Raw genomic sequence first — 18,856 nt, 5'->3', positions numbered from 1 at the left:
TATAGGGTTAGCAAAAATCACATTTCTCAACAAACGGTGCAGTATTTTCATTCGCTGTTATATTCTTATCCGGATACATATCCTTCAAAGCTTTAACCATTCGTTTCCCCACCCCTTGATAACGGTGTGAAGGATTGACAGAAATATGTTGAATCATTAATGAAGAATCATTATCGTCCATTTGAACCCCAATAAGTCCGATAATATCTTCTTCTTTCCAAAGAAAAAGCTGTAAGTTTTCTTCAGTTTCATACTCCTTAATGGTAAATTGGAGTTTCTTCAAGTCCTTTTCGGTAGGCATAAAGGACAATAAGCCCATGGCTATTTTTTCAAATGTTTTCTTATAACGAATTAACATAATAGCTCCCTCATTATATTAAATAAACCCAGTTTAGCGGATAGTGTATTTTTTCAACGTTTTCTCTATAATATGTAGTCCGAATTGGTAAAGTGTTTCATTATTGTCAATCATACATAATAATTGTTTATCTATCAATCCCAATTATAATTATTATCTCGGTACAATAAAAACCCAATAAATAATTCCCCATATAAGTGCCAGTCCTACAAGGATACTAAAAACCATCCAATTACTTTTATTCATTTATTCAAAATCCTCCAAATACAATTTGAAGATAGCGTACATGTTGTCATTCTACACTATATCTAAAAAATAATCCATTTTCGATACAAACAAATAAACTGCCGCATGGCGGCAGCTTATTTATTTTAAGGGAAGGTCTAACCGAAGCAGATCTTCATACGTTTCTCTTTTAACAACAAGAGCCGCCTTGCCATTCTCTACAAATACCACTGCTGGGCGTGGTATACGATTGTAATTGTTCGCCATCGAATATCCATAGGCACCCGTACAGAATACTGCCAGAAGGTCATCCTCTTTAGTCTCTGGAAGTGGTAAATCCCAAATCAGCATATCACCGGATTCACAGCATTTACCAGCAATAGAAACTTTTTCCAAGGCTTCTGCTAAAGGTTTATTTGCTAAAACAGCTTCATACTTAGCCTGATAGAGTGCAGGTCTTATATTGTCACTCATTCCACCGTCAACAGCTAAATATTTTCTAACACCTGGAACTTCTTTTGAAGAACCAATTTGGTAAAGGGTTGTACCTGCATCACCTACAAGTGAGCGTCCAGGCTCTATCCAAATCTCTGGCATTTCCATGGAGTACTTCTGTATTAAAATCTTCACTTCATTAATAATTTCACTAACATATTGTGATGGTAACAGTGGTTCGTCTTCACTTGTATAGCGAATTCCAAAACCGCCGCCTAAATTTAATACCTTTGCTTCAAAATTTAAATTATTTTTCCATTGGTTCATTTTGCCAACAATTTTTTCAGCGGCAAGCAAGAAACCAGTTGTTTCAAAAATTTGTGAACCAATGTGACAATGCAGACCTAAAACATCAAATTGCTTAAACCGAAGCGCAGTCATTAACGCCTCTTCCGCTTGTCCATTTTGCAAATCAAATCCAAACTTAGAATCTTCCTGCCCTGTTAAGATGTAATCATGTGTATGTGCTTCAATTCCAGGAGTAACCCTAAGTAGAATGCTTATCGTTTCATTTTTTTCAAGACAAATGGCTTTTAATAGTTCTAATTCGTAAAAATTATCCACCACGATACAGCCAATTTTGTGTTCTAGTGCCATTTCTAGTTCTTCTCTACTTTTATTGTTTCCATGAAAGTGAATTCTCTGTGTTGGGAACCCAGCAGCAATGGCCGTATATAACTCTCCACCAGATACAACATCAAGAGATAAACCTTCTTCTTCCGCCAGTTGGAGCATAGCAATCGTTGAAAATGCCTTACTTGCGTAAGCAACCTGGGCCTTGACGTTTTGTTCTTCAAAAGTCTTTTTGAAGCCTCTAGCTCTTTCCCTCATTAATGAAACGTCATAAACATAGAGAGGAGTACCAAATTGCTCGGCCAACTCTACTGCATCTACTCCGCCTATTTCCAAATTACCCTTGCCGTTTACGCCTGTTGTCCCGTAAAAATACATTTCCTTCCCTCTCTTTCGTAAAGACTCTTTATTAGTGTATGGTACGTGCTTTAAAAAAGTAATAATAAATAGACAGAATCCTCAAAGGATACTGCCTATTTTAGCTTCTTATCCTTTTATACAATTAAAAATACTTTAGCATAACCGAATCTATTCCGCAATAAGTTATTGTTCCCCCGGCGGCTGACGGTATCGATTCCTAGGATGTACGATGCTAGGACGGAATATCGCCCCTGGTACGGCACGGCGAAAAATAATTTGCAAGAATCCCTTAGGTTCGAAAGGGAGAAATGGCCAGAAATAGGGCGTGTTAAGTGCTCGTGTTGTTACTAAATGAATAAACAGCAGGGTAGAACCAATCACAAAGCCCGGAGTATGGAAGATTGCTACAAGAATTACCAGAATCATTCTGGCTATTTTATTGGCTACACTTAATTCATAGCTTGGTGTCGTAAATGAACCAATACCAGCAACTGCAACATAAAGAATCACTTCTGGAACAAATAATCCAACATCAATGGCAATCTGACCGATTAACACTGCAGCAATTAACCCCATTGCTGTTGAAAGAGGTGTAGGAGTATGTATTGCTGCGATTTTTAAAAATTCCAGTCCGAAATCGGCTAATAAAATCTGTAATACGATTGGAATATTAGTATGCTCATTTGGCCCAATAAATGAAAGCCTTTCTGGCAGCAAGGATGGTTCTAACACAAATAACATCCATAGCGGAAGTAGAAATATTGATGTTAAAATACCTAGAAATCGAGACCAACGGACAAACGTCCCCATAACAGGTGCTTCACGGAACTCTTCAGCATGTTGGACATGATGAAAATAAGTGGTCGGTGCAATAATGACACTCGGAGAGGTATCAACATATATAACGACATGCCCTTCTAAAAGATGTGCCGCGGCGACATCAGCACGTTCTGTATACCTAACTAATGGATAAGGATTTAATCCTTGTTTTAAAAGAAACTCTTCAATGGTTTTATCTGCCATAGGGATTCCATCAATTTTTATGGCTTTAAGCTCTTTTCGAATAATATTTACCAGGTTCGGATCGGCAATGTCATTTATGTAGCCAATCGCTATATCTGTTTTTGAACGTTCACCAACCTTAAGAATTTCAAAGCGCAGCCGTTCATCACGTATTCGTCTTCTTGTTAATGCCGTATTCAGCACTATATTTTCAACAAAACCATCGCGGGAACCTCTAACTACTTTTTCTGTGTCCGGCTCTTGTGGGCTACGACCTGGATAACTTCTGACGTCAACAGCTAGTGCAGTATTAGCACCTTCGACAACAACAACGATTAAACCAGACAATACCTGGGTAACCATTTCATCCAGTGTTTTAATTTGCTGTACAGACTGATTCACTAACCTGTTTTCAACTATTTTAAAAAGGTCAGATGATAATTTTTCATGATCATTAATTTGAACCAGTTCTTCAACGGTTTCTATAATAAAACCAGTATCACATAAACCAGTTATCCAATAGAAGTGTACATCCTTTTTAAGAATTTTTAACTTCCGGACCCCAAAGTCAAAACTCACACCTAAACCGACACGCTGTTTCATATAATGTTCTATTTCTAGCAGTGACTCAGGAATCGGCCATGTTTGTTCGTTCTCTCTCGTCACGAAATCCACTCCTTTCGAGTATTAACTCTACCGCTTTTTTCGTAATAGGTGCCCCTCGTTCATAGTGGTCACGCCGTGCCATCTTCCCCACATCTCCGATTCCCACGATAATGGGAACATCTAGTTCATCAAGGCAGTAAACCGTATCGCCATTTAATCTTCCAATCTCTAGCTCTGGAATTCCGTGTTTATCAACACCATAAGGGGTTAATTCACCATCTCGATCGATACTTACATCGATTCTTGTCCACTCTGCTTGATGTGTTTTGGCAGCTACGGCAATAATCCCCAAAACTTCAATATCCTTATGGGTGGCGACAAATTTTAATGCCCGTTCGCCTGCACCTTCTCCAACAAGTCCACTATCATCAAACATTACTAATACTGGGTCATTAGCTGCTTTTTTTATTAACTTCACAAGTTCTTCCCCTGTTAAAACGGAGGGATTTCCATGTGACATAGTGATACATCGCCCGCCCACTTCGCGGGCGACATGCTCTACTGCCCTTTTTGCATACTCATCACCATCAGTAATTAATATAACCCGCCTTCGATCACTCATACTTCCGTCCTTTCCGGTCGAGATTAATGATGAACAAAATAGACCCATTGAAAAATTGAGCCCGCAATTTTCCCTAGAACAATCGCCATTATTAGAATGATAATTTTTCCATCTATCCCCATCCTTTTGGCAAGGACAGGGAATACATTTAATGCTTCTGTTAGCCCTGCAGCTAACATCCCAACAAAGACCCCTCCAGTCAATCCAAGAGGCACCATAAAATATGGAGAGATTCCTAAGACTGGGTCTCTTAAACTCCCTGCTATCCCTGTTAGTGCCCCCATAATAACAGCCCATTCGTAATGCCGAATCATTTTCATTGTCTTTGTTAACTGTGTAAGTCTTGGGATAACACCAAGTACTGTTAGAAAAGCTACAAAACCTGAACCCACTGCTAATCCACCTGCAAGCCCGATAAACATAACCGCAATTACTTTAATCGTCATTTGTTCGTTTCATACTTTCTTTATTTTCATGAATAATGACATAATTATCTAAGTCCATTTGATAATTAAACATCTCGACTTCCAGGGGACTTGGTTCTTCATTGATCCTTTTTTTAAATACATGGTTGAAGAATAAAATCATACCTAGACCTAACCCAATTGAATAGGGAATTTGAAATATCCATGGCTTGGAATCTTCCACACCTGTAATGATCTTGTATAACTTTTCCTGAACACTTCGCATACTGACATCATCATGAAAGTTCATAATTGCCATTGCTGAACCAAAAAATAATAAAAACCAAATCAATATAAAGAAAGGTAATGACATTTGCTTTTTCTTCAATATGACTTCTACAATTGTTTGCGCTGGACCAATGGTTTGGACATCTGCATTTTCGATTAAGCCTGAAATCAAGCTAATAACTTTCATCACATCAATGATGACAATGTTTTTGTCCTTAATGGATATTTGGTGGACTTTTAGTTTTTTCAATTTAGAGATTACTGTCTCCGGAGCAATGATCTGTGCTATATCCTCTAAATAGATACTTTCTTCCGGTTTAGCCAGAACACGATTCCGCATGCGGATGTAGATTGTTTTTTCCAAAACATTCACTCCCCACACAATGATTTCCTTGTATAACTAGTATGAGCAAAATTTCGTACTTTACTAAAAAAAAAGACCGTATGGATTAGAGATCCATTCGGTCTTTCATTTGCTGCAATATCTTTTTTTCAAGTCTTGAAACCTGCACCTGGGAAATACCCAGTCTCACTGCGACTTCTGATTGCGTTTGGTCTTTATAATACCGTAAATAAACGATCAGCCGCTCACGTTCATCCAATTCCCTTATTGCTTCTTTTAAGGCAATTTTATCAAACCATTTGCCTTCATTTCCATCATCGATCTGATCTAATAAAGTAATAGGGTCTCCATCGTTTTCATAAACGGTTTCATGAATAGACGATGGCGTCCGACTTGCCTCCTGGGCGAGAATAACATCCTCCGGGGACAGCTGAAGATGTTCTGAAATTTCGTTAACAGTTGGAATTCTTCCATACGTCTTCGATAATTCATCTTTCGCCTTTCGGATTCGATTTCCCATTTCCTTTAATGAACGGCTAACCTTTACCGTTCCATCATCACGTATAAACCTTTGGATTTCACCAATAATCATTGGAACCGCATAGGTAGAAAATTTCACATCATAGGAAAGATCAAACTTATCCACTGATTTCAGCAATCCGATACACCCAATTTGGAAAAGATCATCCGGATCATATCCCCTATTAAGAAACCGCTGGACAACGGACCAAACAAGACGCATATTTTTTTCAGCAATAAGGTCTCTTGCTGCTTGGTCTCCGTCTTGGCTTTTTTTAATCAATTCCTTCACTTCATGGTCCTTTAAATACGTTTGTGCTTTATCTTTTTTGACCTCCACATCCATTGGCAAGTCTCCTTAATTGCATAGCATTTTGCTTATGTGTAAATGCTTTTTTAGTCTTACTTCGGTTCCTTTACCTGGCTGTGTGAGAACCTCAACCTCATCCATGAAATTTTCCATGATAGTGAATCCCATACCAGACCGTTCTAAATCTGGCTTCGTTGTAAATAATGGCTGTCGAGCTTCTTCCACATCTACAATTCCTAATCCCACGTCTTTAATCGAAATATCCACTAAATTATCCTCAATCGTTACCTGGATATAAACAATTCCATCCGGGTCATTTTCGTAACCATGAATGATGGAGTTGGTTACTGCTTCAGATACAACTGTTTTGATTTCAGTGAGTTCATCCATCGTAGGGTCAAGCTGAGCAATAAAGGCTGCAACCGTGACACGTGCAAATGATTCATTTTGACTTAAAGCACTGAATTGAAGATTCATCTGATTCTTCATCTCAGGCCACCCCCAATCTTTGCAATGCAAACTCTTCTGACGGTTCTAGCTTAATGATCTTAAACATCCCCGACATATCGAATAAACGTTGTATTGCAGGGGAAATCGTACAAACCACCATCTCACCATGCACCTGCTTTATTTGCTTGTACCGCCCTAAAATGACTCCTAATCCAGAGCTATCCATAAAAGAAAGCTGTTCGAGATTTAAAACTATATGACGAATTTCATTCTTTTCTATTGCATGAGCTGCCTGTTCTCGTAATTCGTCGGCTGTATGATGATCTAGTTCACCACTTAAACGCAGCAATAAAACATCATGTTTTATTTCCATTTCAATGTTAAGACTCACTATTCCTAGCCTCCTTCATCTGGTATAGTGAGTCAATTCGTTACTTGTAACGCAATCTCCTTCTCTGAAGACAAAACTAGTTGATATTTGCTAAAAAAAGTAGTATTTCGACACTCTGCGAATGTTATTTTCCTGCTTTTGTGAACATACCGAATGAACGTTTATATAGTGTCCACCAGGTGGCTTCTTTTACGTCGTTTTTTGCCACTAATTCACTTTCGAGGACTACTTTTCCTTCCTTTACAAGCTGGATGGTTCCAACCTTATCTCCTTTTTTAATAGGGGCGTTAAGGTTTTTATCAAGTTTCACTTTACGTGTTACATCCTCAGTCTTTTCGCCTTTTTTAGTAAGTAAAGAAAGTGGTTCGCTTGTTACTGCTTGAACTTTTTTGTCTTTCCCTTTATTAACATGAGCATCACCAATCACTTGGTTTCTCTTAAACATCGGGTGTGTTTGATACTGGGCAAACGCATAATTTAGCATTTTTGTAACTTGAGCATTTCTCTCCTTCGAAGTCGGTGCCCCAAAGACTACAGCAATTACACGCATACCATCCTTTTGTGCCGTTGCAGTTAAGCAATACTTTGCTTCACCAGTAAAACCTGTTTTTAGACCGTCTACACCTGGATAAAAACGAACAAGTTTATTGGTATTAACAAGCCAAAACTTTTTATCTGTATTTTCACGAAGATAAGCTTCGTACATTCCAGTAAACTTTGTGATGTCCTCATATTTTAATAGTTCTTTGGCCATAATCGCCATATCATGCGCGGAACTATAATGACCACTACCTGGAAGACCTGTAGTATTTTTAAAAATTGTATTCTTTAAACCCAGTTCTTTTACTTTGTTATTCATCATGTCAACAAAAGCTTCTTCCGATCCGGCAATTTTTTCTGCCATTGCAACAGAAGCATCATTTCCCGAACCAATTGCAATGCCTTGAAGCATTTGTTTTACGGTCATTTCTTCACCTGGTTCAAGGAAAATTTGTGAGCCACCCATAGACGCAGCATATTCACTTGTTCGAACACTTTCATCCCATTTGAGTTTTCCTTCGTCAATTGCTTCCATAATAAGCAGCATGGTCATAATTTTCGTCATACTCGCAGGTGGAAGCTCCTCATTACTATTTTTTTCATAAAGAATCTGACCTGTATCACGCTCAATTAAAATCGCAGATCGAACATTTTCTGTGATATCAGTACTCGCTTTTTCTTCTGCAGATACGGATGGTATCCATAAACTTGTAAGTAACAAGAGTATTACCAGTAAAGAGATATATCGTTTCATTCGCATAACCCTCCATTCTTTATATAGATTCCATTTTTTCCAATTCCAACAACTTTATACAGTATTTTCCTGTTAATAAAATAAAAAAGTCCAGGATTTTTTCCTGAACTTTTACCTATATGTTTTATTCTGTTATTTCTTCATGAATAAGGATTGGTGCCTCTACTTTTTCTGAAGAAACGATGATATTTTCATAAAGCATTGCTTTTACTTCATTTACATCTTCAAAATTACTATAAATTGTTACTAACGATTCACCTTTTTTGACTTGATCACCGATTTTTTTTCTTAATACAAGTCCGACGGCTAAATCAATTACGGACTCTTTTGTCGCTCTTCCTGCTCCTAATTTCATTGCAGCCGTACCTACTTCATCTGCAACAATTTCAGAAACATAACCGTCTTCTTTCGCTTCTAGCTCAAATGTAAATTGAGCTTGCGGCATTTTTGAAGGATCATCCACAACCTGAGCATCTCCACCTTGTGAGCTCAAGAAAACCTTAAACTTTTCAAGTGCAGAGCCATCTTTAATGACATTTTCAAGCATAGTGCGTGCTTCGGCCAATGAACTTGCCTTTTCTGCTAAGTAAACCATGTGACTGCCAAGAGTTAAACAAAGTTCGGTCAAGTCCTCTGGACCTTCACCCTTTAAGGTATCAATGGCCTCCTTCACTTCAAGTGCATTTCCAATCGCAAACCCCAGCGGCTGACTCATGTCAGAAATAACTGCCATCGTTCTTCTTCCAACATTGTTTCCGATACTCACCATTGCCTTAGCAAGTTCTCTTGAGTCATCAATTGTCTTCATGAATGCGCCTGCACCCGTTTTTACATCTAAAACTATGGCATCAGCACCAGCAGCAATTTTTTTGCTCATGATTGAACCTGCAATTAGCGGGATACTATTAACAGTTGCTGTTACATCTCTTAACGCATATAACTTTTTATCAGCAGGTGTTAAGTTGCCACTTTGTCCAATGACAGCAATCTTGTTTTTGTTAACCAGTTCAATAAATTCCTCGTTTTCAATTTCAACATGGAATCCTTTAACAGCCTCTAATTTGTCAATGGTTCCGCCGGTATGACCTAACCCGCGCCCTGACATTTTTGCAACAGGAACACCCAATGCGGCAACAAGTGGTCCAAGCACTAACGTTGTTGTATCCCCAACCCCGCCGGTTGAATGCTTATCTACTTTAATTCCTTCAATTTGTGATAGATCAATTTGATCGCCTGATTCAACCATGGCCATGGTTAAATCCGCTCTTTCTTTTTCTGTCATCCCTTGAAAAAAGATTGCCATGGTTAATGCACTAACCTGATAATCTGGTATGGAACCATCTGTGTATCCATTTATAATAAACTTTATTTCTTCAGTAGTTAGTTCTTCTCCGTCTCTTTTTTTCTCAATTAAGTCAACCATTCTCATACTAATCACCACTTTTACAAGATTATTTAGCTATGCTTTTAACAATTTCTTTTATATATAATAGGAAATTAGCTTTTACTCTTTCTGTTGTCTCAATAACTTCCTCATGTGATAATGGCTGGTCGAGGATTCCTGCAGCCATATTCGTAATACAAGAAATACCAAGGACCTTCATTCCGCCATGGCGTGCCACGATGACTTCAGGTACTGTTGACATCCCAACAGCATCGCCTCCAAGTGTTCTAACCATTCTAATTTCTGCTGGGGTTTCATAGACTGGTCCCGAAAATCCGAAGTATACGCCTTCTTTTACATTCATATTTAAGCGGGCTGCAATCTCTTTTGCTGCATTCCGCAATTCTTTTGTATAAGCTTCTGACATATCTGGGAAACGTGGACCAAATTTCGAATCATTTGGACCTATTAAAGGATTCGTGCCTGTAAAATTAATATGGTCGCTAATAATCATTAAATCTCCTGCTTCAAAGCTTTCATTAACCCCGCCTGCTGCATTCGTTACGATTAACATGTCCACACCTAATTCCTTCATCACACGTACAGGAAAGGTTACTTTGTCCATACCGTACCCTTCATAAAAATGGAAACGACCTTGCATCGCAACCACTTCTACACCCTCTAAAATTCCAAAAACAAGCTGTCCAGCATGACCTTCCACAGTTGAAATCGGGAAATCCGGGATTTCATTGTATGGTATCTTAACAGGATTCTCGATCTCATCAGCGAGAACACCTAGACCAGAGCCTAAGATAAGTCCGATTTTTGGTGTATTTGCATATTTATCTTTTAAAAAGCCTGCTGCATTTTGAATTTTTTCGATATTCATATTCATACTCCCTTTATTTTAGTTCAGATAAAAAGCTTTTCCCAAAGTTAGGCATTTTCACTTTAAAGTTATCTGCAACAGTGGCACCAATGTCAGCAAATGTTTCTCTTATTGGAAGTTCTTTGCCTTCTGGCATCATTTTAGAGTAGACGATTAATGGAACATATTCACGTGTATGATCCGTTCCTGGTGCTGTTGGATCATTACCGTGGTCAGCTGTAATAACTAACAAATCATCCTCTTTTAATTTCGCAAACACTTCAGGCAAGCGTGCATCATATTCTTCTAGTGCTTTCCCGTAACCTTCTGGATCACGGCGATGTCCATATAGTGCATCAAAATCCACCAAATTCAAGAAGCTCATCCCTGTAAAATCCATATCCAATGTCTGTACAAGCTTATCCATACCATCCATATTGGAGATTGTCCTTAAAGACTGGGTAACTCCCTCTCCATCATAAATATCAGAGATTTTACCAATAGCAATGACATCTAACCCAGCATCTTTCATCTCACTCATTACGGTTCTATCAAACGGTTTTAATGCATAGTCATGACGATTAGCTGTCCGCTTAAAATTACCTGGTTCACCCAAGAATGGACGAGCAATCACACGGCCGACCATGTATTTTTCATCAAGCGTTAACTCACGAGCAATTTTACAAATCTTATATTGCTCTTCAATTGGAATGATTTCTTCATGTGCAGCAATTTGAAGTACTGAGTCTGCGGAAGTGTAAACAATCAACGCTCCTGTTTTCATATGTTCTTCCCCAAGCTCATCGAGAATTTCTGTTCCACTAGCAGGTTTATTGCCGATTATTTTTCTGCCCGTACGTTCTACTAATTCGGAAAGAAGTTCATCTGGGAATCCATCAGGGAAGACACGGAAAGGTGTCTGGATATTCAACCCCATAATTTCCCAATGTCCAGTCATGGTGTCTTTTCCATTCGAGGATTCCATCATTTTGGTATAATATGCTAATGGTTTTTCAGCTTTATCAATCCCTTTAATTTCACGGATATTACTTAAGCCTAACTTGCCCATGTTAGGCATGTTTAGACCGTTCATTCTTTCAGCAATATGCCCAAGGGTATCTGCCCCTTTATCTCCAAACTTCTCTGCGTCAGGTGATTCACCAATTCCAACAGAGTCCATTACGATTAAAAAAATACGCTTATATGTATTTCGAGTCATTCTAGTCTTCCTCCTTTTTCTAAACAAATGAAAACGCTTCTAATTAATAAAAATAGATTACCCTTATTAAAATAGGATTATTAACCAATTTTAAAAATATAACGTCAGAAGTCTGACCTCTATATTTTACTAAACAATAAAAAAATTACAAGAAAAAGCTGCCAATAATTTTGGGCAGCTTTTCGACACTTTTAAATATTTATGTATCTAGTATCCTATTAAGCTCTAGGATGGAATTTGCTATATACATCCATTAACCTTGTCTTCGTTACTTGAGTATAAATCTGGGTCGTAGAGATATCTGCGTGTCCTAGCATTTCCTGAACAGCTTTTAGGTCGGCACCATTTTCCAATAGATGCGTCGCAAACGAATGCCGCAATGTATTAGGTGTTAACTCACTCTCAATACCAGCCTCTTGAGCTAGCTTTTTTAGGATTTTCCAAAATCCTTGACGAGTTAATCTTTTTCCTTGATGGTTTAAAAATAATGCAGAGTCAGAGTGATTTGGATTTTTTGAAACAAAATTTCTTCTTCCTTTATCAATGTAACCCTTCAGTGCCTCAGCTGCTGCTTTCCCAATTGGTATGATTCGTTCTCTATTATTGCCGCTGACGGTGACAAACCCCATCGCTATATTCACATGATCTACGTCAATTTGAATAAGTTCACTGACACGAATACCGGTGGCATAAAGGAGCTCTAACATCGCCTTGTCCCTTAAACCAAAATGTCCTTGTCCGTTGGGGAAATCTAAGAGCTTTTCAACTTCTTTTAAGCTTAAAATCTTGGGAATTGACCGCTCAGACTTAGGAGGTTCAATAAGCACAGAAGGATCCTGATTCGATACCTGTTCCCGTAACAGGAATTGATGAAAAGCGCGGATTGAAGCAACATGTCTAGCCAATGTTTTCGTGGATTTTCCCTGTTCCTTTAAAAAGGAAAGGAAATGTAAAATATGAGCCCGCTGGACTCGATTTATTTCAATTGCTTCTACATTTTTTAAATAATGAAGATACGTTTTTAAATCTCGTTCATATGATAGCAGCGTATTTTTAGCCACTCTCTTTTCGACGAGTAAAAACTGCATAAAATCTTTTAGATGATCATCCATTGATACTACTCCCCATTTAAGTAAAACAAAATCAGCCGATCCAGCCAGATAGGATTCTCATCTTTATTTAATGTTGAAACCTTTAAAGCAGATCCTTCCGGTGAATCATAACGATGATAATTTTGGTACTCCTCATTTACCCACATAATACCATAGTAAAAGAGTATCGTACATCCAGTGAATATGATAAAAACCTTTAAGGTTTGTAGTACTACTTTAATAAAAGAAAGCATTTACCTTCCCCCCAAACAGTTTAGCCTAGTAAAAGATATGCCAATTTGTCCAACTTTTATACCTAGAGTTACTGTTTTGGAGGAAATAATTATATTATAGTTTGTTGGACAGAAAAAAAAGCCCTTTATTCTAAAAGGACTTTTGGCTATTATTCTGCAGTTTCTTCAGATTTAACCTTATCTTGACAGCGATAGCAGATGCCATGAAACGTAAGTCGATGGTCTTTTATTTTAAAATTCCATCTACGCTCAACTACTGCTTCGACATCTTCAAGAAGATCTTCTTGGATCTCATCCACCGCTCCGCATTCAATACATACAAGGTGATGATGAAAATGTGCGGCACCTTCTTGGCGAAGGTCATAACGCGAAACTCCATCACCAAAGTTAATTTTATCAACAATTTTTAATTCAGTTAGTAATTCAAGTGTACGATATACAGTTGCCAATCCGATTTCAGGCGACTTTTCCTTAACGAGGAGGTATACATCTTCTGCACTTAAATGATCCTCTTCATGCTCTAACAATACCCGAACGGTTGCTTCACGTTGAGGTGTTAGCTTATAGCTTGATGAATGCAAATGCTTTTTAATTCTATCAATCCTAGTTTCCATCCCGAAGTCCCTCCCTCGCCGCTGCTATTCTCATTATACCAGATGAGAAAGAGGTGTCAAAATAAAATTATTATAAACAAGAGATTATACTTAATATTATATGATAATAATTATAAATTTAATGATCCCATCATTGACTTCATCAGCCATGGTGAAACGTAAGCCTCTACACCAGAAGCCGCAGAAATAAGAATGACAGCTACAACAAAGGTTATGATGTAGTTTTTAAAAAATGGCAATATCGGCTGCCCATAGGTCTTAAAGAATTGTTTTTTTATCATTCTCAATGAGAATATAACGGATAAAGCAGCCATCAAAATGAAAACGGGAATGATAATCAAATTTTGTGGCAGAATGGACACAAATGCAAGTAAAAATCCTTTAAAGCCCAATTGACTAACTAAGAAACCAACCGTAAAGCCTACCACTAAACCTTTTATAAATAATAGAATAAGGATTACCGGAAGTCCGATGATTGAGATTCCTAAGATCCAAATTAACCCAATGAACTTGCTGTTATGAAGGAAGCTTTGTGCAAATAAATCATTATTTTCCGCTACTTTTCCATTTAGTATTTGACCAAAGAATTGTGATAAATAGTAAAATAAATCTTCTTTTTGGGTGATACTCATGCTATTCACGACTATCGCTCCAAAGATGACTCCCATTAAAAATAAAATGACAATAAATAAAAAAATTGAGGAATGCTCACGGAAATAACTGGCGGCATCGTTCTGGTACAATCGTTTCTTCATCTGCAGTCCCTCCTACTTCTCCTAATCAGTTATTACATTTTATGCCTCTCTAGTATTTCTATGACCATAATTTAATAGAATTACTATAAAAAGAAAAACCCGACTTTATAATTGTCGGGTTTGATCATTACTCTGAAATTTTTCCGTATTTTCCGCCGCCCCCGGCTGCCAAAGACACTTTTCCTTCTCTTGCTTTCATTATCAGATCAGCAATTTTTGGCGGAACGACTTCGTTCAATGCCTGAAAGGGAACTTCATGCAGAATTGCCATTTCTGAACCAAAATGATTGACGAGCTTTTCTAGTAGCCTTGGTCCCAATCCCGGTATATATTCTAGTGGAATTTGATGTACATAAGGAGGACGGCCAACAGGACTCTGATTTGCTGTCTTCAACTCAAGAATTCGGTCTGCTACGCCTTTTATAATCTTATTTTTTCCACAAAGAGTACAGATTTGATCATCCTCACCTGCTGGATGAGAACATTCCGCACAGACGGTTTTGTGATACTTACCTAGGAGCGGGTCTAATCCATAGTTGGCTATGATACTTCTTCCGTCAACATTCCGCAATGCCTTTCCCAATTCTTTAAAAGAGGGTTCCTTCATCGATACAACCTGATACTCACGGGCAATTTTTGCTAAGGAGTGTGCATCTGAATTGGTCACAAAAGTATAGTTATGTAATTCCTTAATCTGGTCCGCCATCATTGTATCAGAACTTAAACCAAGCTCAATTCCATCAATCAAAGCTGGGTCGAATACTTCAGTTAACGATTTATTGACCCCTTTACCATATAGACTTTTAAAGGGTGTAAATACATGGGCTGGAATAAATAAGCCGCCTAGTTCTTTTACTTTTCTTTGTAATTCAAGGCCTGATACATATATCCGCTGCGAACTCAACTGGACATTTTTCAAATGCCTGGACAGCCAATTAGAGAATTCCCTCATGATCGCGATTGTAGGAAAAAACACAAGCACATGTATCGGACCATTACATTGTTCATCATAGATTTCTAACTCCGAACCGGGAATTACCGTTAAATCACCGAATGCTAAGCCGCCATCACGATGTTCAATCATATCTCCACTTGAAACAAGGCTTTCCATTTCAAGGATTACTTCTGGTGAGTGGCTGTCTATAATACCAATCATATTCAGCCCTTTCTCATGCCGGGCATGCTCAATGATATTGGTAAACGTTAAAGATTTAGCACCTGTAATTTTTACAGGCTTGCCAGTCCAGGTTCTTCCGATATGAATATGTAAATCTACATAATAGCGTTTCATTTATTACCTAATGCCTCTTGAAGCTGCAGGTATTGAACGGCATAGGCGGTTTTAGCATCATAAATTTTTTGTTCCTTGATATACTGAATCGCTTCATCAAGTGTTATTTCCTCAATGTTCACAAACTCATCTTCATCAAGTGCTGCGGCATTTTCTTTCTTTGTTAAACCTTTGGCAACATATAGATGAACGATTTCATCAGCAAATCCAGGAGATGTATAGAATGAGATGAGGAGCTCCAAACTTTCACATTCATACCCTGTCTCTTCCTCTAACTCCCGTCGAGCACAGAGAGCTGGCTCTTCGTCCTTTTCTAACTTTCCTGCTGGTATCTCAACAATTGTCCGCTCAAGAGCTTTACGATATTGTTCAACCATAACAATTTTTTTATCATCGGTAATGGCCAAAATAGCGACTGCACCTGGGTGTTTAATAATTTCTCTTTTTGACTGGTTTCCATTCGGAAGCTCTACATCCTGAAGATGAAGGCTAATTATTTTTCCTGAAAATATTTCTTCGCTATGTATAGTTTTTTCATAAAGATTAGTCAATCAAATCACTCCTGTTCTAATTCGCTATATGCTGCTCATACATTTTACCATACATTATTTGGAGGGGTATGGATGAAGGTATACGTGCATGAGAAAGGAATTATTCTTGTAGGTAAGGGATGGGAGATTATCCAAAAACTTAAAGAATACAATAAGGATTATTCCACCGTTGCCGAATGGGTAGAAAAAATCGCTCCAAAATAACCTTTCCGTTTGTAGTCTTCCCCGGACTTTCGTAAAATTATAAGAAAAGCGTAAGGCGCCCGTCTATCGGCGACAAGCAGAAGACGAGCCGGCTGGAAGGTTGTTCTTTAACCTTTCGGACGGATTGGCTTCTGACCTCGAGCCGATGGCGCCTGGAGCTGGACAATATGAAAAGGACGGGGTGATATGTGTTGAAAAAAAGAAAACTGGGAAACTCTAGCTTATGGGTTACAGAATTAGGCTTAGGCTGTATGTCGATTGGCACAGAGGAAAAAAAAGGTCGGGAGATTATTGAGACCGCCTTGGATGAGGGAATCAATTATTTTGATACTGCAGATCTATATGATTTTGGTGAAAATGAAAAAATTGTCGGGGCTGCTTTAAAGGATGTACGCGAAAAAGTCATAATTGCTTCTAAGGTTGGAAACAGGTGGAATCCTGATAAAACAGGGTGGTCTTGGGATCCGTCCAAATTATACATAAAGGAAGCAGTCAAACAAAGTTTGAAACGACTTGGGACAGACTATATCGATTTATACCAGCTGCATGGCGGCACAATCGAAGATAATATTGATGAAACGATAGAAGCTTTTGAGGAATTAAAGTCAGAGGGCTATATCCGCTATTATGGAATTTCATCAATTCGCCCCAATGTTATCCGTGAGTATGTAAAGAACTCCGATATTGTTTCTGTGATGATGCAATATAGTATTTTAGACCGGCGCCCGGAAGAAGAAGCATTGCCGTATCTGCATGAGCATGGAATTAGTGTAGTAACCCGCGGTCCTTTAGCAAAAGGGCTGTTAAGTGATAAAATGCTAGAAAAGATATCTCCAAAAGGATATCCCGACTATCGTCAAGAAGAGCTGCTTGAAGTGTTACCTGCATTGAAGGACAAGTTGGCTGCACAACGCTCGTTTACAAAAATTGCTCTTCAATATAATTTGGCACACCCTGCCGTGGCCACGGTCGTTGCTGGAGCCAGCAGTGCGGAACAAGTAAGAAGCAATGCTATGGCGGTGAGAAGCCAACAGCTGACCGAAGAAGAAGTTACATTGATTAAAAAGATTTCAAAGGCTGGAAAATATAACGAACATCGTTAAGTAAGGAGAGCCGTTGGCTCTCCTATTTAAATTCCTTCCAGTTCATGCCGCTTTCGTTTAGCAGTTCCTCAAATGATTTATTTTTTTCCTTCAGGCGGCGTTCTTCGCGTTTCCGTTGCTCTTCTGCTTCTTTCTTACGCTCTTCTGCTGCCTTGAGCTGGTCCTGCTGTTCTTTTAACTGCTTGATTAATTCCGGATTAATCATATCTTTAAGCGTAACCGCTGCTTCTTCTTTTGGTTTAGATTGATTTTTTTGTTTCGCTTTCTTTTTCATCCTAAACACCCCCAAAAATCATTATTTCATATGTATTATAGCATCATTTTTGACAGAATGGCTGTGTTAAACTAGGCTGTTGATTTGCGCTCCGGGCGCTATGCTTTCCGCGGGCTCGCCCGTGAGCCTCCTTATAGCTTCGCTCCTGCGGGGTCTCACTCAGCTCGTTCATCCCGCAGGACTTTGAATTACTTCCTCGAATCTACCCACGCACGAAGAAAATGCGATAGCATTTTTGAGGAGTCAAGCGCCCTCCGCTCCAATCAACAGGTTCTAAAATCAACAGTATCCTTTAACACACAGCCAATAGAAAAAGCAGGCTGTTATGCTAATCAGCCTGCGATGTTCTTTAATAAGCATCTATAAGCACGTTTTCGTCGACTGCCAATGCAGCCTCTGTCGAGTTAACTACATCTTCGACAGTAAACCCTTTTGCTACTTCAACTAATTTTAAACCGGTGACGGTTACATCCATTACTGCACGTTCTGTAATAATTCGGTTAACGACACCTTTTCCGGTTAATGGAAGAGTGCATTCTTTTAAGATTTTTGATTCGCCACGCTTGTTCACATGCTCCATGATGACAATGATTTTTTGCGCTCCATGGACAAGATCCATGGCACCGCCCATTCCTTTTATCATTTTACCTGGTATCATCCAGTTCGCGAGGTCTCCTGATTCAGAAACCTCCATCCCGCCAAGGATGGCTATGTCGATATGACCGCCGCGAATCATGGCAAAGGATTCGGCACTATCAAAATAAGAAGCGCCACTAATTGCTGTAACCGTTTCTTTTCCTGCATTGATTAAATCTGGGTCTACTTCTTCCTCCGTTGGATATGGACCAATACCCAGCAACCCATTTTCCGATTGCAGAACAACCTGCTTATTACCTGATATATAATTCGCAACCAGCGTCGGCATCCCGATTCCTAAGTTCACATAAAAACCGTTTTCGATTTCTTTCTCTGCCCTTATTGCAATTCTCTCTCTAACAGAGACCATCG

23 protein-coding genes are annotated in these 18,856 nt (G+C 38.7%); 2 read left to right on the top strand and 21 right to left on the bottom strand.

What is annotated here, in order from left to right:
- Positions 1–7 precede the first annotated feature (7 nt).
- From ABC255_RS09275 to ABC255_RS09185, 19 genes are all read right to left on the bottom strand, one after another.
- Positions 8–358, bottom strand: a complete 351-nt coding sequence (locus ABC255_RS09275; RefSeq protein WP_412992959.1) for a GNAT family N-acetyltransferase — start codon at positions 356–358, stop codon at positions 8–10.
- Between the two features lie 366 nt (positions 359–724).
- Positions 725–2,029, bottom strand: coding sequence for a diaminopimelate decarboxylase (gene lysA, locus ABC255_RS09270; RefSeq protein WP_412992958.1), 1,305 nt, complete (start codon positions 2,027–2,029; stop codon positions 725–727).
- 165 nt (positions 2,030–2,194) lie between these two features.
- On the bottom strand, positions 2,195–3,679 hold the full coding sequence (locus ABC255_RS09265; RefSeq protein ID WP_412992956.1) for a spore germination protein: 1,485 nt from the start codon (positions 3,677–3,679) through the stop codon (positions 2,195–2,197).
- Positions 3,642–4,241, bottom strand: a complete 600-nt coding sequence (spoVAEA, locus tag ABC255_RS09260) for a stage V sporulation protein SpoVABEA (protein WP_412992955.1) — start codon at positions 4,239–4,241, stop codon at positions 3,642–3,644. The genes ABC255_RS09265 and spoVAEA overlap by 38 nt, the downstream gene beginning before the upstream one ends.
- Before the next feature lie 23 nt (positions 4,242–4,264).
- Entirely contained in the window at positions 4,265–4,687 is a 423-nt protein-coding gene (locus tag ABC255_RS09255) for a stage V sporulation protein AB (RefSeq protein ID WP_412992953.1), read from the bottom strand.
- Positions 4,677–5,297: a stage V sporulation protein AA gene (locus ABC255_RS09250; RefSeq protein WP_412992952.1), complete on the bottom strand. Its 621-nt coding sequence runs from the start codon at positions 5,295–5,297 to the stop codon at positions 4,677–4,679. The genes ABC255_RS09255 and ABC255_RS09250 overlap by 11 nt, the downstream gene beginning before the upstream one ends.
- Before the next feature lie 85 nt (positions 5,298–5,382).
- The gene (gene sigF / locus ABC255_RS09245; protein WP_034677308.1) at positions 5,383–6,141 is read right to left on the bottom strand and encodes an RNA polymerase sporulation sigma factor SigF; all 759 of its coding nucleotides are present in this window, start codon (positions 6,139–6,141) and stop codon (positions 5,383–5,385) included.
- A gap of 12 nt (positions 6,142–6,153) precedes the next feature.
- Positions 6,154–6,594: an anti-sigma F factor gene (gene spoIIAB, locus ABC255_RS09240; RefSeq protein WP_412992951.1), complete on the bottom strand. Its 441-nt coding sequence runs from the start codon at positions 6,592–6,594 to the stop codon at positions 6,154–6,156.
- A gap of 1 nt (position 6,595) precedes the next feature.
- Positions 6,596–6,946 carry an anti-sigma F factor antagonist gene (gene spoIIAA / locus ABC255_RS09235; protein ID WP_412992949.1) on the bottom strand — a complete coding sequence of 117 codons (351 nt, stop codon included), beginning with the start codon at positions 6,944–6,946 and terminating at the stop codon, positions 6,596–6,598.
- A gap of 124 nt (positions 6,947–7,070) precedes the next feature.
- The gene (locus tag ABC255_RS09230) at positions 7,071–8,240 is read right to left on the bottom strand and encodes a D-alanyl-D-alanine carboxypeptidase family protein (RefSeq protein WP_412992947.1); all 1,170 of its coding nucleotides are present in this window, start codon (positions 8,238–8,240) and stop codon (positions 7,071–7,073) included.
- Positions 8,241–8,364: 124 nt separating this feature from the next.
- Complete coding sequence (locus ABC255_RS09225) at positions 8,365–9,669, bottom strand: pyrimidine-nucleoside phosphorylase (RefSeq protein ID WP_335535566.1); 1,305 nt, start codon at positions 9,667–9,669, stop codon at positions 8,365–8,367.
- A gap of 22 nt (positions 9,670–9,691) precedes the next feature.
- Positions 9,692–10,513: a purine-nucleoside phosphorylase gene (locus ABC255_RS09220; protein WP_412992945.1), complete on the bottom strand. Its 822-nt coding sequence runs from the start codon at positions 10,511–10,513 to the stop codon at positions 9,692–9,694.
- Positions 10,514–10,526: 13 nt separating this feature from the next.
- Complete coding sequence (gene deoB / locus ABC255_RS09215; RefSeq protein ID WP_412992943.1) at positions 10,527–11,711, bottom strand: phosphopentomutase; 1,185 nt, start codon at positions 11,709–11,711, stop codon at positions 10,527–10,529.
- Positions 11,712–11,929: 218 nt separating this feature from the next.
- Positions 11,930–12,823, bottom strand: coding sequence for a site-specific tyrosine recombinase XerD (gene xerD, locus ABC255_RS09210; RefSeq protein ID WP_412992942.1), 894 nt, complete (start codon positions 12,821–12,823; stop codon positions 11,930–11,932).
- A 5-nt stretch (positions 12,824–12,828) separates the two neighbouring features.
- Positions 12,829–13,056, bottom strand: coding sequence for a YqzK family protein (locus ABC255_RS09205; RefSeq protein WP_335535570.1), 228 nt, complete (start codon positions 13,054–13,056; stop codon positions 12,829–12,831).
- A gap of 149 nt (positions 13,057–13,205) precedes the next feature.
- On the bottom strand, positions 13,206–13,670 hold the full coding sequence (gene fur, locus ABC255_RS09200) for a ferric iron uptake transcriptional regulator (RefSeq protein ID WP_412992940.1): 465 nt from the start codon (positions 13,668–13,670) through the stop codon (positions 13,206–13,208).
- Between the two features lie 110 nt (positions 13,671–13,780).
- Positions 13,781–14,425, bottom strand: a complete 645-nt coding sequence (gene spoIIM / locus ABC255_RS09195) for a stage II sporulation protein M (protein ID WP_412992938.1) — start codon at positions 14,423–14,425, stop codon at positions 13,781–13,783.
- A gap of 127 nt (positions 14,426–14,552) precedes the next feature.
- Positions 14,553–15,716 (bottom strand): endonuclease Q family protein, encoded by a 1,164-nt coding sequence (locus ABC255_RS09190; protein WP_412992936.1) that lies wholly within the window; start codon positions 15,714–15,716, stop codon positions 14,553–14,555.
- Positions 15,713–16,267, bottom strand: coding sequence for an NUDIX hydrolase (locus ABC255_RS09185; protein WP_412992934.1), 555 nt, complete (start codon positions 16,265–16,267; stop codon positions 15,713–15,715). The genes ABC255_RS09190 and ABC255_RS09185 overlap by 4 nt, the downstream gene beginning before the upstream one ends.
- Positions 16,268–16,339: 72 nt before the next feature.
- Here ABC255_RS09185 and mciZ point away from each other — a divergent pair, with 72 nt between their 5' ends.
- The gene (gene mciZ, locus ABC255_RS09180) at positions 16,340–16,471 is read left to right on the top strand and encodes a Z-ring formation inhibitor MciZ (RefSeq protein ID WP_335530806.1); all 132 of its coding nucleotides are present in this window, start codon (positions 16,340–16,342) and stop codon (positions 16,469–16,471) included.
- Between the two features lie 191 nt (positions 16,472–16,662).
- Positions 16,663–17,574: an aldo/keto reductase gene (locus ABC255_RS09175; RefSeq protein ID WP_412992932.1), complete on the top strand. Its 912-nt coding sequence runs from the start codon at positions 16,663–16,665 to the stop codon at positions 17,572–17,574.
- Between the two features lie 22 nt (positions 17,575–17,596).
- On the opposite strand, the gene ABC255_RS09170 is transcribed toward ABC255_RS09175, so the two are convergent.
- Both ABC255_RS09170 and ABC255_RS09165 read right to left on the bottom strand, forming a co-directional pair.
- Positions 17,597–17,848, bottom strand: coding sequence for a YqkE family protein (locus ABC255_RS09170; protein WP_412992930.1), 252 nt, complete (start codon positions 17,846–17,848; stop codon positions 17,597–17,599).
- 349 nt (positions 17,849–18,197) lie between these two features.
- The gene (locus tag ABC255_RS09165; RefSeq protein ID WP_412992928.1) at positions 18,198–18,854 is read right to left on the bottom strand and encodes a 3-oxoacid CoA-transferase subunit B; all 657 of its coding nucleotides are present in this window, start codon (positions 18,852–18,854) and stop codon (positions 18,198–18,200) included.
- Positions 18,855–18,856: the final 2 nt, after the last annotated feature.

The sequence above is a fragment of the Neobacillus canaveralius genome (assembly GCF_047237705.1).
Taxonomy (GTDB): Bacteria; Bacillota; Bacilli; order Bacillales; family Cytobacillaceae; genus Neobacillus; species Neobacillus niacini_K.
Note: the sequence above shows the minus strand (reverse complement) of the source record. Positions and strands in the feature narration are given on the sequence as shown.

Bases quoted from the DNA above. Each gene is read 5' to 3' on its own strand.
- ABC255_RS09190 (WP_412992936.1), bottom strand. From the start codon at position 15,716: ATGAAACGCTATTATGTAGATTTACATATTCATATCGGAAGAACCTGG.
- ABC255_RS09225 (WP_335535566.1), bottom strand. From the start codon at position 9,669: ATGAGAATGGTTGACTTAATTGAGAAAAAAAGAGACGGAGAAGAACTA.
- fur (WP_412992940.1), bottom strand. From the start codon at position 13,670: ATGGAAACTAGGATTGATAGAATTAAAAAGCATTTGCATTCATCAAGC.
- ABC255_RS09165 (WP_412992928.1), bottom strand. From the start codon at position 18,854: ATGGTCTCTGTTAGAGAGAGAATTGCAATAAGGGCAGAGAAAGAAATC.
- ABC255_RS09255 (WP_412992953.1), bottom strand. From the start codon at position 4,687: ATGACGATTAAAGTAATTGCGGTTATGTTTATCGGGCTTGCAGGTGGA.
- deoB (WP_412992943.1), bottom strand. From the start codon at position 11,711: ATGACTCGAAATACATATAAGCGTATTTTTTTAATCGTAATGGACTCT.
- spoIIAB (WP_412992951.1), bottom strand. From the start codon at position 6,594: ATGAAGAATCAGATGAATCTTCAATTCAGTGCTTTAAGTCAAAATGAA.
- spoVAEA (WP_412992955.1), bottom strand. From the start codon at position 4,241: ATGAGTGATCGAAGGCGGGTTATATTAATTACTGATGGTGATGAGTAT.
- mciZ (WP_335530806.1), top strand. From the start codon at position 16,340: ATGAAGGTATACGTGCATGAGAAAGGAATTATTCTTGTAGGTAAGGGA.
- spoIIM (WP_412992938.1), bottom strand. From the start codon at position 14,425: ATGAAGAAACGATTGTACCAGAACGATGCCGCCAGTTATTTCCGTGAG.
- ABC255_RS09205 (WP_335535570.1), bottom strand. From the start codon at position 13,056: ATGCTTTCTTTTATTAAAGTAGTACTACAAACCTTAAAGGTTTTTATC.
- ABC255_RS09220 (WP_412992945.1), bottom strand. From the start codon at position 10,513: ATGAATATCGAAAAAATTCAAAATGCAGCAGGCTTTTTAAAAGATAAA.
- sigF (WP_034677308.1), bottom strand. From the start codon at position 6,141: ATGGATGTGGAGGTCAAAAAAGATAAAGCACAAACGTATTTAAAGGAC.
- ABC255_RS09230 (WP_412992947.1), bottom strand. From the start codon at position 8,240: ATGAAACGATATATCTCTTTACTGGTAATACTCTTGTTACTTACAAGT.
- ABC255_RS09275 (WP_412992959.1), bottom strand. From the start codon at position 358: ATGTTAATTCGTTATAAGAAAACATTTGAAAAAATAGCCATGGGCTTA.
- ABC255_RS09170 (WP_412992930.1), bottom strand. From the start codon at position 17,848: ATGAAAAAGAAAGCGAAACAAAAAAATCAATCTAAACCAAAAGAAGAA.
- xerD (WP_412992942.1), bottom strand. From the start codon at position 12,823: ATGGATGATCATCTAAAAGATTTTATGCAGTTTTTACTCGTCGAAAAG.
- lysA (WP_412992958.1), bottom strand. From the start codon at position 2,029: ATGTATTTTTACGGGACAACAGGCGTAAACGGCAAGGGTAATTTGGAA.